This window comes from Bartonella sp. AC10YNML (assembly GCF_042196825.1).
Taxonomy (GTDB): domain Bacteria; phylum Pseudomonadota; class Alphaproteobacteria; order Rhizobiales; family Rhizobiaceae; genus Bartonella.
Map to the genome: position 1 here is coordinate 1 of NZ_JBHIRA010000005.1, position 13,281 is coordinate 13,281.

Sequence of the window (13,281 nt, forward strand, 5' to 3'; positions counted from 1 at the left end):
GTAGCATTTTTATCTTCTGTCGAGATTGGCAAAAAATCTGTTCCTGTAGGACTGGAGGAAAAGATCATAGAGCTTTACGGTTTAGATAAAGAGAAGGCTTCTCTCTTAAAAAAAGAAGCCTATTCTTGTCGAAAAAGCATCATCATAAAGCCTTCTACTCCGTTGCAACGTGAAACTGTTGTTGCGTTTATGAGACTTTTAGATGGCTTACATCAAGAAGCGTTAGCAGACTTCAAAGAAACATTAGAAACATTGTGCGAAGCGTGCTTTATAGAGAAATGTTAAAAATCCTATTCCCTAACTTTTATTTACGCGTCCCTCACTGTAAAAAAGCTGTATAAATACAGCAAGTTATTTTTACATAAAACTTATATATTATTCTGTTATTGAATGTTTTATATTAAATAAATCGTGATAATTAATCACGGTTTATTTATTTTTTTTAATCTTAATGACATTGATAAGTTTATCCTTTTATATCATTAAGATATTGTTTTGTGGATGCCAGTATATGGTGCATTAAATTCAGCTAATCAGTTGCTTTTTAAATTTACTTAAATTTTTTCCTCTTCAAAATGCGCATTTTAGCTAAGTTTGTGGTTGATATTTTTTTATGATGAAAACGCGAATGCATTAATTGAGATATCCATAAACTTTGTATATCAACTCAAAAAATACAAGGTCACACAATCTTACGACTATTTGTGGGTTTTATGTTGATGAACTGAATAAGTATAGCGATGCGTCTTACAAATATTTGCAAAAATGCTTTTATTGGAATCTTTTAATCTCTTTGTGGTTTACAATTCATTTTATCATTTTATCTTAAGCAAAGAGAATGTGAATTCATTTCTATTTCTCTATTTTATCTGAGAAGGGTGGAGTTATACGAATGTCAAAAAAAGTCATGATCGTGGAAGATAATGAGCTTAATATGAAGTTATTTCGCGATCTTGTAGAAGCGAGTGGTTATGAAACCGTTGAAACGCGTAATGGTCTTATGGCATTAGATTTGGCGCGTTCATCAATGCCATCTCTTATCCTTGTGGATATCCAGTTGCCAGAGGTCTCTGGAATAGATGTTATTAAACAATTAAAAGAAGATGAAGAACTTCGATCAATCCCCGTTGTTGCTGTAACAGCTTTTGCTATGAAAGGCGATGAGGAGCGAATTCGTGCCAGTGGATGTGAAGAATATATGTCAAAGCCTATTTCTGTCCCTCATTTTATCACAATGGTAAAGCATTTCTTGGACTAAAGCTTGTTAAGTGGTGATAGAAAAAGCATTGAAAAGCTTATAAGATTGCTAAAGTTGTCGCGTAAATATTTTTGTGCTTCAGCACGTGGATATATTACAAGTTAGTAAAACAGATTTTAAAAATTGAAACTGAAGTTTTGAATTTTTTCGGTCTATTTTTCTTGCCTTTTATCTTAAGAGAAGGGATTGTTTTGCATTCTTGTTTTTTCTAATCGGTATAGATTTGTTCCTACATTCATCTAAAAGTTTGTTTTAGTAGGGGAAAAAGCCCCGTTTTTGTCCGAGGCTTTATGCATTGCAAAAATTGAAATTAACGCTTTGAGAATTGGAAAGAACGACGTGCTTTTGCTTTACCGTACTTTTTACGTTCAACAACACGGCTATCACGGGTAAGAAACCCACCTTTTTTCAAGATTGAGCGAAGTTCTGGTTCGTAATAGGTTAAAGCTTTGGAAATGCCATGGCGCACTGCACCGGCTTGTCCGGAAAGACCACCGCCTGCAACGGTTGCAATAATATCAAATTGGGTATCCCTATTTGTTGCAACAATTGGTTGACGAAGAATCATTCTAAGAACAGGACGAGCAAAATATTTGTCAAATTCCTTATTGTTGATCGTGATTTTTCCAGAACCTGGTTTAATCCATACACGTGCAACAGCGTCTTTACGCTTTCCTGTTGCGTAAGCACGTCCTTGTGAATCAAGCTTTTGCACGTGAACAGGAACAACATTTTCATGTGTTTCTGTAATACTTGTTACTATGCTAAGCTCAGAAAGAGAATTAATTTCAGCCATAATCAAGCAATCCTTTTGTTTTTGCGGTTTAAAGCACCAACGTCAAGAGATTCAGGCTGTTGTGCTTCATGTGGATGTTGGTTTCCAGCATAAACACGCAGATTCTTCAATTGACGGCGACCAAGAGGCCCACGAGGAATCATACGTTCTACCGCTTTTTCAATAACGCGTTCGGGAAAACGCCCCTCAAGAAGTTGACGTGCTGTACGTTGTTTTATTCCACCAATATAGCCGGTATGCCAATAATATTTTTTATCCGTATATTTTTTGCCAGTGAGAGCTATTTTATCTGCATTAATGACAATAACGTTGTCACCATCATCAACATGTGGAGTAAATGTAGCTTTATGTTTGCCACGTAAGCGGTTCGCAACAAATGTGGCAAGACGACCTAAAACAAGGTTTTCTGCGTCAATAATAACCCATTTTTTCACCACTTCAGTTGGCTTTTGTGAAAAAGTTGCCATAGAAGTATCCTTTATTAGAACCCTTTTAATATAAGGGAATTTTTACTGTTTTGCGTTGAAAATTGTTACCATAGCGAAATATTTAACGCATACTACTTGCTCTGATATAATGTCTTTTGATTGACGTCAAGAGAAAATAAAAACTTTATAAAACAGCATGTTATGAGAGAGGTATTATAATACCATATTAAAGAAGTTTGTGGATCATTTAAATTTAAAATGAATGTTGCAAAAGACTATTTTATCTTTAACGCATGATTGTATTTTATCGTTCTTCATTATAAAATAAACAATAATGCAGTCGCCTCGTTATTTTCTCAATGTTGAATCTTCTGCTTGTGGTCAAGCTTGGTTAGATGCCCTTGATGTTCAAGGGATAAATAATGCGCGCGCTATTTCTCAAAAATTTGGTTTTCCAGATCAGCTAGCTCGAGTACTTTCAGCAAGAGATGTGGATGAAGCTGAGGCTGTTGCTTTTATTAATCCAACATTGCGTACGCTTATGCCTGATCCAGAAAGTTTTAGGGATATGCAATGCGCTGCAGAGCGTATTGTTAAGGCTCTTTTCAATCAAGAACAGGTTGCTGTGTTTGGTGATTATGATGTTGATGGTGCTTGTTCATCGGCACTTATAGCGCGTTTTTTTCGTTATTTTGGTATTGAAGTCAAAATTTATATTCCTGATCGTATTGTTGAAGGCTATGGTCCGAATGAACAAGCAATGAGGATGCTTGTGCAAGAAGGCGCTCGGTTAATTATCACTGTTGATTGTGGCGCAAACAGTCCAGATGCCGTAAAAGCAGCTAGGCTTGCTGGGGCTGATGTTGTGATTTTAGATCATCATCAAATGTCAGAGATTCATCAAGAAGCTATTGCTCTTGTTAATCCTAATCGTCCTGATGATTTTTCTGAACAGGGTCATTTATGTGCAGCGGGTGTTGTCTTTGTTACATTAGCTTGGGTTCATCATTTACTGCGGAAAAAACAATTCAAAGGGAAACTGCCTGATCTTCTCAGTATGCTTGATCTTGTTGCATTGGCAACCATATGTGATGTTGTTCCATTACAGGGGGTTAACCGTGCTTTTGTGATAAAAGGGCTGCAAGTTGCTCGTTCTATGCATAATCTAGGAATAACAGCTTTAACAAAGGTTGCACGAATAGGGGAGCCGCTTAATAGTTTTCATTTAGGTTTTTTATTAGGTCCTAGAATTAATGCAGGAGGGCGCATTGGTGATCAAGCTTTGGGAGCACGTTTGCTTAGTTGTGAGAATAAAGATGAAGCGGACAGAATAGCAGAACAATTAGATCGGCTTAATCAAGAACGCCAAGAAATGGAGAACATTCAATTAGCACAAGCGGAATCTTATATTACTTCTCTTTATCAAGATCAAGAAATACCATTGTCGCTTGTAATTTCTCATAAAGAATGGCATCCGGGAATTATTGGTATTCTTGCTTCCCGTCTCAAAGAGCGTTTTTTTTGTCCTGTTTTTGCTATTGCTTTGAAAGAAGATGGAAATGGCATAGGGTCGGGACGCTCAATTAATGGTATAGATTTAGGAGCACTCGTTCGTGAAGCTGTTACATTAAATTTATTAGAAAAAGGAGGGGGACACAGTATGGCAGCAGGAATTACAATTCAATCAACAAAAATTGAAATTTTTCGAAAATGGCTAGAAGAAAAAGTTTCTTTAATGGTTTCACAGTTGCGTGCAAAAAAATCTCTTAGTATAGATGGTTCTCTTTCTGCTTCCGGTGTTAATGAAGCGCTGTTTGAATTGCTTGAAAAAGCAGGGCCATTTGGGGCAGGGAATGCAACACCTGTTTTTGTTCTTCCCTCTCATCGACTGGTGAATCTATCTGAAGTTGGTAAAGGACATCTTCGCCTCATTGTATCTAATGTTGAAGGAAAAAAACTACAAGGAATAGCTTTTCGTGCTGTAGGGACATCACTTGGTGATTTTCTTTTTGAAAATATTGGTGAAATGATTCATTTAGCTGGTCATCTTAGTTTGAATTATTGGAATGGAACGATCAATCCGCAACTGCGCGTGATTGACGCAGCCGCAGTGGTTTGAAAGGGATATTTTTTATATTAGATGTCTAGATTAGAAGCAAAAGTAGAGTTTTCTTGTATGAAACGAAATCGTGCTTCTGGTTTTGTTCCCATGAGACTTTCTACAGTCTTTTTCGTTTCTTGTATTTCCACGGCATCAATAGAAACACGAAGCAATGTACGTTTTTGAGGATGCATAGTCGTTTCTTTAAGTTGTTCTGCGCGCATTTCACCCAGCCCTTTAAAACGCCCGATTTCGATTTTAGCTTTTCCAGTAAATTCAGTTTTGAGCAATTCATCCTTATGAATGTCGTCACGAGCATAAGCAACTTTTCCTCCTTGCGATATTCTATAAAGGGGAGGGACGGCAAGATATAAATGTCCCTGATGAATAAGGTCAGGCATTTCTTGAAAGAAGAAGGTAATGAGCAGTGACGCAATATGAGCACCATCAACATCAGCATCTGTCATGATGATAATACGTTCATATCTGAGATCTTTTTCACGATACTTGGAGCGTGTTCCACATCCAAGAGCAAGGATAAGATCGCTAATTGTTTGGCTTGAGTTCATTTTTTCATGTGCAGCACTAGCGACATTTAAGATTTTACCACGAAGAGGTAAAATTGCTTGGTTTGCTCTATTTCTTGCTTGTTTAGCAGATCCTCCTGCAGAATCCCCTTCAACAATGAATAGTTCAGCACCCAAAGCATGGTTCTGGCTACAATCTGCAAGTTTACCGGGCAGACGTAATTTACGGACAGCAGTTTTTCGACTTATTTCTCTATCTTGGCGTCGTCTAACACGTTCTTCAGCACGTTCGATAACCCAATCGAGAAGTTTTGTTGCTTCTTGTGGGGAATTTGCTAACCAATGATCAAAAGGATCGCGGATTGCATTCTCAACGATACGCTGTGCTTCAATGGTTGCTAATCGATCTTTTGTTTGTCCAACAAATTCAGGGTTACTGATAAAGACTGAAAGTATTGCGGCTGTTGAAATCATAATATCGTCAGACGTAATAATTGCTGCGCGCTTGTTTCCTATTAACTCAGCGTAGGATTTCAATCCACGCAAAAGAGCTTGGCGTAATCCTATTTCGTGTGTTCCGCCTTCTCCTGTAGGAATCGTATTGCAGTAAGATTGCACACAAGAATCACCACCATGCCAAGCGATCGCCCATTCAACGCAGCCATGGCCGTTATTTTGTTGTGTTTTGCCAGAAAAAATTTCTGACGTTACTCGATATTCATCTTTTAGTGACGCAAGTAAATAGTCTTTAAGCCCATCGGGAAAATGAAAAACAGCTTTTTCAGGAATATTTTTTGCGCCTTCAAGTATGACGGGATCACAACACCAGCGAATTTTTACGCCACCAAAAAGATAGGCTTTGGAGCATGTCATCTTATAGATTTTTTCTGGATCAAAAGCTGCTTTTTCACCAAAAATTTCATGATCAGGATGAAAACGAACGCGCGTACCACGACGATTATAAACATCTCCCAGATCTTCCAATCCAGATTGAGGAATACCGCGTGAGAAACGTTGGCGGTACAGTTTTCGTTCTCGTGCAACTTCAACTTCCATATCATCAGAAAGAGCATTGACGACAGAAATTCCTACTCCATGAAGCCCACCAGCAGTTTGATAAGCTTTTCCATCAAATTTTCCGCCTGAGTGGAGTTGTGTCATAATAACTTCAAGAGTAGATTTCTCAGGCATTTGAGGATGATTTTCGACAGGAATACCGCGTCCATTATCTGTAACGGTTATATAACCGTTCCTATCTAATGAGACTTCAATAGAATCTGCATAACCCGCAACAGCTTCATCCATCGCGTTATCAATAATTTCGGCAAATAAATGATGAAGTGCTTTACTGTCTGTTCCACCAATATACATTCCAGGGCGTAAACGTACGGGCTCTAACCCCTCAAGTACTCGAATAGAGAGAGCATTATAGTCATCTTCTTGCATATCTTTCGCACTTTTTTTTGAAATCATCGCTTTTGATTTCATTGGAGACTGCAGAGTGCTTTCTTTTGTATTTACCCGAGATTGGGCTTTATTTAAAACACTAAAAAGATCCTTGTTGTTATCGCTCATAGCGTTTAACTATCCACCTCATAAAATATTTATTAAAATAAATTTTATGCCTGTTTTTTATTTAAAAATCAATGCACTTAGGAAACATCAATTGTTGGACCAAAAATTTCTTCAAAAGCGTGTTTGAGAGCGATATCAATATCATACATTGTTACAGAGTACCCTAGATCAAGAAAGCTTGTTACACCATGGTTTGTAATTCCACAAGGAACAATTCCTGAATAATGGGCTAAATTAGGATTAACATTGATAGAAACTCCATGAAAGCTTATCCATTTGCGCACTCGAATGCCAATAGCTGCAATTTTATTTTCAGAAGAAAGATCATTTTGTTTTGATGGGCAATGAGGCTGTTTAATCCAGACACCAACGCGATCTTCTCGTCGTTCGCCTTTAATATTAAAATTTGCAAGCATCTGTATGATCCATTCTTCTAATGCACTAATGAAAGCACGAATGTCTTGTTTTCGGCGTTTAAGATCAAGCATGATATAAGCAATACGTTGTCCTGGACCGTGATATGTAAATTCACCTCCACGTCCTGCTTCATAAACAGGGAATAAATGGGGTGCTAAAAGATCTTTTTTGTTGGCACTCGTCCCCGCTGTATAAAGGGAAGGGTGTTCAAGAAGCCAAACTTGTTCATGTGCGGTTTTTGCAAGAATTTTTTCTACACGTTCTTGCATATAACGCAGAGCTTCAGGATACTCAACTAGATGATCACTTATCTTCCATTCAACTGGTGGATTGCCTAGAATTGCATTAAAATGATGTGATAAGTGATTACGATCCGTATGTTTCAATTCAAATGTCATTAGTAATATTTATCTTGATGTTTGAGTTTATATTGTAATCAGAAAAATAAAAAAAGAATAAAATTAAGAGATAGTTTATAAGAAGTGCAATGAATTTTATAAAAAAATCGTTATATGCTCGTTTTACCATCTTCCTGTTGCACCGCCACCACCTGATGATCCACCACCACCCCTAAATCCCCCTCCACCTCGAGGACCTCCGAACTTTCCACCAGGATATCTGCCACCGGCACTTAAGTTAAGAAACCAAGGTGTGAAGATAATCCCCATCCAAAGATACTTTTGTGGGCCTACTTTTTTACCAAAAATCATTGCAAGAATGGGCAAACCAACGACTATAAAGAGAATGAAAAACATGATTGTATTGATAATCATTTCTTCTTTTTCAGCTTGTTTACGTTGTTCTTCAACAGCTTTAGCTTTTTGATTGATTCGAAAAGAAAAATCAGCATCACTTTGTGTGATTACTTTGATAATTGCATGAACCGCTTCGACAATCCCTTTTTGATAATTTCCTTCACGAAAATTAGGAATCATGAAGCTATTAATGATGACAGAAGAAATGGCATCTGTTAGTTCTCCTTCCAGACCGTAGCCTACTTCGATACGTGCTGTGCGTTCATTTGGTGCAATGACCAGTAATACACCATTATTGATCTTCTTTTGGCCTAATCCCCATGTACGAAAAAGAGAATTGCTGTACGTTTCTATATCATTGCCCGAAAGAGTAGGGAGTGTGACAAGAACAATTTGATCTCCCGTTTTCTCTTCGAGTGCTGCCAGTTTTTTTATCAAGTCTTCCTTGGTTGCATTATCGAGCAAATGAGCTACATCATTAACATACCCTGTTAAATGAGGAAATTTTATTTGCGAACAAGCGATACTTCCCAATGCAGCAACTAAATACAGAGAGCAGATAAAAGCCCATAATTTTGGAAATACAATACGTTGCAAAGAGTATCGAAATAGTTTCATTAATTAAAATTAACCTTTGGTGTTTGTTGGCTATCTGTATCGATGGTAAAAGTTGGCATGGGTTTAGCATCGCGAAACCATAACTTTGCCCAAATCATCGTCGGCATTGTTTTGAGTGCAGTATTGTAGGCACGTACTGTTTCAATATAATCGCGGCGCGCAACGGAAATACGGTTTTCTGTTCCTTCTAATTGTGACTGAAGAGCAAGAAAGTTTTGGTTTGCTTTAAGATCCGGATAGTTTTCAACAACAGCCATAAGCCGCGAAAGTGCACTTGATAAGTTTGCTTGATTTTTGAGATATTGCTGCATAATTTCTGGATTATTCAACATATCTGCATTAATATTGACTTGCGTTGCTTTAGCACGTGCTTCAATTACATTTGTGAAAACGCTTTGTTCATGAGCTGCGTAAGCTTTAACTGTTTCTACAAGATTAGGGATGAGGTCTGTACGACGTTGATATTGATTGAGCACTTCACTCCATGCGGCGTGTGCTTTTTCTTCATTTGTTGGTATCGCATTGAATCCGCAACCACTTAAAAATGGCACTAACCATACCAAAAAAATAATAATTGAAAATCGTTTTAATATTCTAAACATTGAAGAAGTTTGTACATTTAACATAAAGATGTCTCCACAGATATTTTATGTATTATATAGAGTCTTTTTTCTTGGTGGAAAGTATTTTGAAATTTATAAACAGGCGTATTTATCAATAAATTGATATCTCTATGCGTTTTAGGTACGCTTAAGTGACTTGTTGATATTAAAATAATAATAGTAATATAGATGTCATCTTATAAAAGATCAATAATATTTATATCAATTATTATTACAGAAAATTATATTATTTTCGTAGGAGTTTTGGATTTCGCAACGTGCAGATAATAATTGGAAAAGAGAAAAATGTAAGGATCAATTTTATAGAAAAATAGAAGGTAAGGGCAGTTCTTATTTTCTTCCTTTAGAAGTTATGCTTAACGTATTGGATAAAAATACTTTTTAATTATGTATATCAGCAACTGTAAGGAGAGACAAAGTTCTATGATAGAAAGTGTCCAACAGCAAAGTGAAAAATTTGACGGATTGGCTGATGATTATAATCGCTATCGTCCTCGCTATCCCCTTACTTTATTTAAGACCATGCTCTTTCCTTTTAAGAACAAAAAGAATTTGTCCATCGTGGATGTAGGCGCTGGGACAGGCATCGCATTAGAGGGGATTGTTAAATTTTTAGGCAACGAGCACCAATATCATGCTATTGATGTATCGGAAGATATGATTAAGCAGGGACGAAGAAAATTTCCGAACGTGCGTTGGTATCAGGGCCGAGCCGAAGATCTATTGCCTCAAATAGGCAAGGTAGATCTTATCGTTGCAGCGCAGGCATTTCAATGGATGGATCGCCCTAAATTGCTTTGCGTTATTTCAGATCAACTTCGGGTCAATGGTGTCATGGCGGTTATTCAAAATAATCGTGATTTCAAGCATAGCGAATTTCTAGAGGCTTATGAGACATTGTTAGAGAAGATGAGTCCAAATTATTCCCGTTATTATCGTAATTTTGATTTTTTACAGGAAATGAGTGATGGCTTTGGGGTAAAAGCAGAAAAAATTTCTTTCCATACGCATAATTGGACGATGATGATCTCGTCTGAATCTTTTATTGGAATGAGCCGCTCTTCAACGCAAGCGCAACGCGCTATTGCGAGCCATGGAAAAGAATATTTGCGGCAATTGGTCGCATTGATAAAGAAATATGAAGTGCAAGGCAATTTGGAGATTTTGTATCGAAGTGAGCTCTATATGTATGCAGGATAATCCGATATCGATGATTGCTTTTGCTCTTTTAGCACATCAGAGTGGGCGCTATTCAGAAAATTAACGCATTATTAAGGCAGACTTTGAGGGAGAAAGGTTTTTTCTTCTTCAGCATTCACATTGACATCTTATTACCGCTGATTTTCATTGTTCATTTAATATGAGAGAGTTTAAATAGAAAACTTATGCTCTGCATTATAGCATCGAAGCGCTTTCTTTACTGCAGTTTAACAACAGATTATTTTATAAAATGGAAAGAGGTAGATTGAATAGAAATGTTTGATAATTCTTTGTTTTTATGATTGCTTTTTATTATTAAATGAGAGTGTTTTTAATAAATTTTGACAAAAATAACTGAAAAAGTACAAAAAATTATCATAATCAGAAATTTGTAGTAAAAAAGTAATGGCTTGGAAGAACCTTAAAAAAACAACTCATTTTGAAATTATCTCTAAATTTAGATTCAGTATAACAAAAAAGTAAAATATAAATATGCTATATGAAGCATTTCTCTTTTTAAAAGATATAATATAAAACAATATATTAATTATTTTTTTTGATATAAGAAAACTTCTTTTATTTTCTATTTTAAATAACGGGTTAGGCCGAGTCTTATGTGGTTTTATTGAAGATGTGTTTTTCAAGGTTTAATCTGGCGCTTTAAATACAATTTTAGAAGTGGCAAATAAGCTCAATTTCTTCTCTGTTGTGATGTGTTGAATAAGTTTTTAATTTTCTATAGAGTTTGATTTTTGCAATCATGATAGATTGTGACAGCTATCTATTTAAGGTTTTTATAAGTTTAGTAAGAATAGCTTGATAATAAATCCATTGAGTTTTCCATCTTTACGCTTCATAAAAGAATAAGCCTGCACCATCCACACTTTCATCTCCCAATGTTGCGACAGCCTTTGACACGGTTCATAAGAGGAGTTTTTAGTCCTTTTTTACAGTTTTATCCATACGCCAATCTCGCTTATTACGTGCAAGCGAATGGTTTTGATTTATTCAACATACACAGATTTGGAATGAGAGAGTTTTAAGATATTCAGCTCTCTCATTTAATATGCAGCATGCTAGATTATGATTATAAATTAAAGTGTTATCTATTTTTGAAATCCATTACTTTGGTTGTGCTTGTCAATATTTCATTTTCATTTATCGTCAACTATTCTACTTTTGGATAATGACTCCATTGTAAGGAATACCTTTAAGAAAGCATTATCGCTTTAAAGAGTCGTTATAGTTTTTTTTGTTTTATAGAAAGATCAATAATGTTAAGCATTGTACTTTAATGAACGAAGAAAGAAAATCATGATGATTACACTAAAACCGGGCGAGGTAACGCTTAGTGAACTTAAAGATATTTATTTTAATGGAGAAGTGGGTAAACTTCATAATAATACGCATTTAGCTATCGAGAAAGGAGCGCAGCGCATTTCTGAAATTGCTGCTGGAAGTAAGCCAGTGTATGGTGTTAATACTGGTTTTGGGAAATTGGCTTCCATTAAAATTGATACGGACAATGTTGCTGTTTTACAGAGAAATCTTATTTTGTCCCATTGTTGTGGGGTGGGAGAACCTTTAGCAGAAAATATTGTGCGTTTGATAATGAGCTTAAAGCTTATCTCTTTAGGAAGAGGGGCTTCAGGGGTTCGTCTAGAATTGATAAATTTGCTGGAAAATATGCTTGCAAAGGGCGTCATTCCTGTCATCCCTGAAAAAGGGTCTGTTGGCGCTTCCGGTGATCTCGCCCCACTTGCTCACATGGCGGCTGTTATGATGGGAGAGGGAGAAGCATTTTTTAAAAATATTCGTATGAGTGGAGCTGCTGCGTTAGAAAAAGCGGGATTGTCCCCTATTATTTTAAAGGCAAAGGAAGGTCTCGCTCTTATTAATGGGACTCAAACCTCAACAGCCCTTGCACTTGCCGGTCTTTTTCGAGGTTATCGGGCATTGTGTGGTGGATTGCTGGCAGGAGCTTTGACAACAGATGCCCTCATGGGGTCAACGGCGCCATTTCATCCTGATATCCATATTTTACGAGGACATTATGGGCAGATTGCCGTATCGAAAACATTAGAAAAACTTGTAGAGAATTCAGAAATTCGTGCAGCACATCTACGGGGTGATGAGCGTGTACAAGATCCTTACTGTATACGTTGCCAGCCACAGGTGATGGGGGCATGTTTTGATATTTTGTTAGCCGCAGCAAAAACACTTATTATTGAAGCAAATGCTGTTACAGATAATCCTTTGATTTTAAGGAATGGTGAGGTTGTATCAGGTGGGAATTTCCATGCAGAACCTGTAGCATTTGCTGCTGATCAGATCGCTCTTGCTTTGTGTGAAATAGGATCTATTTCTCAGCGGCGTATTGCTCTTATGGTTGATCCAGCTGTTTCTTATGGACTTCCAGCTTTTTTAGCGCATAATCCAGGTCTTCATTCAGGTTTTATGATCGCTGAAGTAACAGCAGCAGCTTTAATGTCTGAAAATAAGCAAATGGCCTATCCTGCTTCCGTTGATTCAACACCTACTTCAGCTAATCAAGAAGATCATGTTTCAATGGCTTGCCATGGCGCTCGTCGGTTATTGGTCATGAGTGAAAACCTTTTTACACTTATTGGCATTGAAACGCTTGTTGCAGCACAAGGAATTGAATATCGTGCACCTTTAAAAACAAGTACTTTTTTGCAATCTGTTATGGAATGTTTACGAAAAAATGTTGCTTCTCTTAAGGAAGATCGCTATCTGGCTCCAGATCTTCATCGAGTACATATACTTGTGCGTGAAGGACATTTATTATCTGTTTTACCAGAAACAATTTTTCCTTCATTAAGTTTTCAATAGTATTTGTTTTAAGGTCAATGCTGAAGGGGGGATATTGAATTTTGAAACTTTCTCATATGAAAATATAGAGGAGCAATACTATATTTGAATTATTTAATAAAATGTATATTTATTACTGTATATATCTGAT

The 13,281-nt window shown here is 36.7% G+C and carries 12 protein-coding genes; 5 read left to right on the forward strand and 7 right to left on the reverse strand.

All coding sequences use genetic code 11. The features are described from left to right. The coding region (locus ACFINA_RS03850; RefSeq protein ID WP_375615105.1) for an XRE family transcriptional regulator at positions 1 to 285 on the forward strand (285 nt) is incomplete at its 5' end. A gap of 607 nt (positions 286 to 892) precedes the next feature. Beyond that, complete coding sequence (locus tag ACFINA_RS03855; protein WP_273724078.1) at positions 893 to 1,258, forward strand: response regulator; 366 nt, start codon at positions 893 to 895, stop codon at positions 1,256 to 1,258. 78 nt (positions 1,259 to 1,336) lie between these two features. On the opposite strand, the gene ACFINA_RS03860 is transcribed toward ACFINA_RS03855, so the two are convergent. The 3 genes from ACFINA_RS03860 to rplM form a co-directional block, all read right to left on the reverse strand. Continuing rightward, complete coding sequence (locus tag ACFINA_RS03860) at positions 1,337 to 1,414, reverse strand: hypothetical protein (protein WP_375606729.1); 78 nt, start codon at positions 1,412 to 1,414, stop codon at positions 1,337 to 1,339. Positions 1,415 to 1,568: 154 nt separating this feature from the next. Further along, positions 1,569 to 2,054 carry a 30S ribosomal protein S9 gene (gene rpsI, locus ACFINA_RS03865; protein ID WP_015856545.1) on the reverse strand — a complete coding sequence of 162 codons (486 nt, stop codon included), beginning with the start codon at positions 2,052 to 2,054 and terminating at the stop codon, positions 1,569 to 1,571. A 2-nt stretch (positions 2,055 to 2,056) separates the two neighbouring features. After that, on the reverse strand, positions 2,057 to 2,521 hold the full coding sequence (gene rplM, locus ACFINA_RS03870; protein ID WP_375606694.1) for a 50S ribosomal protein L13: 465 nt from the start codon (positions 2,519 to 2,521) through the stop codon (positions 2,057 to 2,059). Between the two features lie 295 nt (positions 2,522 to 2,816). Here rplM and recJ point away from each other — a divergent pair, with 295 nt between their 5' ends. Then, a complete protein-coding gene (gene recJ, locus ACFINA_RS03875) occupies positions 2,817 to 4,601 on the forward strand; it encodes a single-stranded-DNA-specific exonuclease RecJ (RefSeq protein ID WP_375614551.1) in 1,785 nt (594 codons plus the stop codon). A 17-nt stretch (positions 4,602 to 4,618) separates the two neighbouring features. Here the strand turns inward: recJ and parE are convergent, their stop codons facing one another. From parE to ACFINA_RS03895, 4 genes are all read right to left on the reverse strand, one after another. Beyond that, a complete protein-coding gene (gene parE / locus ACFINA_RS03880) occupies positions 4,619 to 6,685 on the reverse strand; it encodes a DNA topoisomerase IV subunit B (protein ID WP_375608695.1) in 2,067 nt (688 codons plus the stop codon). 77 nt (positions 6,686 to 6,762) lie between these two features. Continuing rightward, positions 6,763 to 7,500 carry a lipoyl(octanoyl) transferase LipB gene (lipB, locus tag ACFINA_RS03885; RefSeq protein WP_375606691.1) on the reverse strand — a complete coding sequence of 246 codons (738 nt, stop codon included), beginning with the start codon at positions 7,498 to 7,500 and terminating at the stop codon, positions 6,763 to 6,765. A gap of 123 nt (positions 7,501 to 7,623) precedes the next feature. After that, positions 7,624 to 8,475 (reverse strand): TPM domain-containing protein, encoded by an 852-nt coding sequence (locus ACFINA_RS03890; protein WP_375606690.1) that lies wholly within the window; start codon positions 8,473 to 8,475, stop codon positions 7,624 to 7,626. Continuing rightward, positions 8,475 to 9,101 (reverse strand): LemA family protein, encoded by a 627-nt coding sequence (locus ACFINA_RS03895; protein ID WP_375606689.1) that lies wholly within the window; start codon positions 9,099 to 9,101, stop codon positions 8,475 to 8,477. Before ACFINA_RS03895 ends, ACFINA_RS03890 begins: the two co-directional genes overlap by 1 nt. Positions 9,102 to 9,521: 420 nt before the next feature. Here ACFINA_RS03895 and ACFINA_RS03900 point away from each other — a divergent pair, with 420 nt between their 5' ends. Then, positions 9,522 to 10,298, forward strand: a complete 777-nt coding sequence (locus ACFINA_RS03900; RefSeq protein WP_375608696.1) for a class I SAM-dependent methyltransferase — start codon at positions 9,522 to 9,524, stop codon at positions 10,296 to 10,298. 1,314 nt (positions 10,299 to 11,612) lie between these two features. Continuing rightward, positions 11,613 to 13,151, forward strand: a complete 1,539-nt coding sequence (hutH, locus tag ACFINA_RS03905) for a histidine ammonia-lyase (protein WP_375608697.1) — start codon at positions 11,613 to 11,615, stop codon at positions 13,149 to 13,151. The last annotated feature ends 130 nt before the right edge of the window (positions 13,152 to 13,281 follow it).

Bases quoted from the DNA above. Each gene is read 5' to 3' on its own strand.
- ACFINA_RS03855 (WP_273724078.1), top strand. From the start codon at position 893: ATGTCAAAAAAAGTCATGATCGTGGAAGATAATGAGCTTAATATGAAG.
- rpsI (WP_015856545.1), bottom strand. From the start codon at position 2,054: ATGGCTGAAATTAATTCTCTTTCTGAGCTTAGCATAGTAACAAGTATT.
- rplM (WP_375606694.1), bottom strand. From the start codon at position 2,521: ATGGCAACTTTTTCACAAAAGCCAACTGAAGTGGTGAAAAAATGGGTT.
- recJ (WP_375614551.1), top strand. From the start codon at position 2,817: ATGCAGTCGCCTCGTTATTTTCTCAATGTTGAATCTTCTGCTTGTGGT.
- parE (WP_375608695.1), bottom strand. From the start codon at position 6,685: ATGAGCGATAACAACAAGGATCTTTTTAGTGTTTTAAATAAAGCCCAA.
- lipB (WP_375606691.1), bottom strand. From the start codon at position 7,500: ATGACATTTGAATTGAAACATACGGATCGTAATCACTTATCACATCAT.
- ACFINA_RS03890 (WP_375606690.1), bottom strand. From the start codon at position 8,475: ATGAAACTATTTCGATACTCTTTGCAACGTATTGTATTTCCAAAATTA.
- ACFINA_RS03895 (WP_375606689.1), bottom strand. From the start codon at position 9,101: ATGTTAAATGTACAAACTTCTTCAATGTTTAGAATATTAAAACGATTT.
- ACFINA_RS03900 (WP_375608696.1), top strand. From the start codon at position 9,522: ATGATAGAAAGTGTCCAACAGCAAAGTGAAAAATTTGACGGATTGGCT.
- hutH (WP_375608697.1), top strand. From the start codon at position 11,613: ATGATGATTACACTAAAACCGGGCGAGGTAACGCTTAGTGAACTTAAA.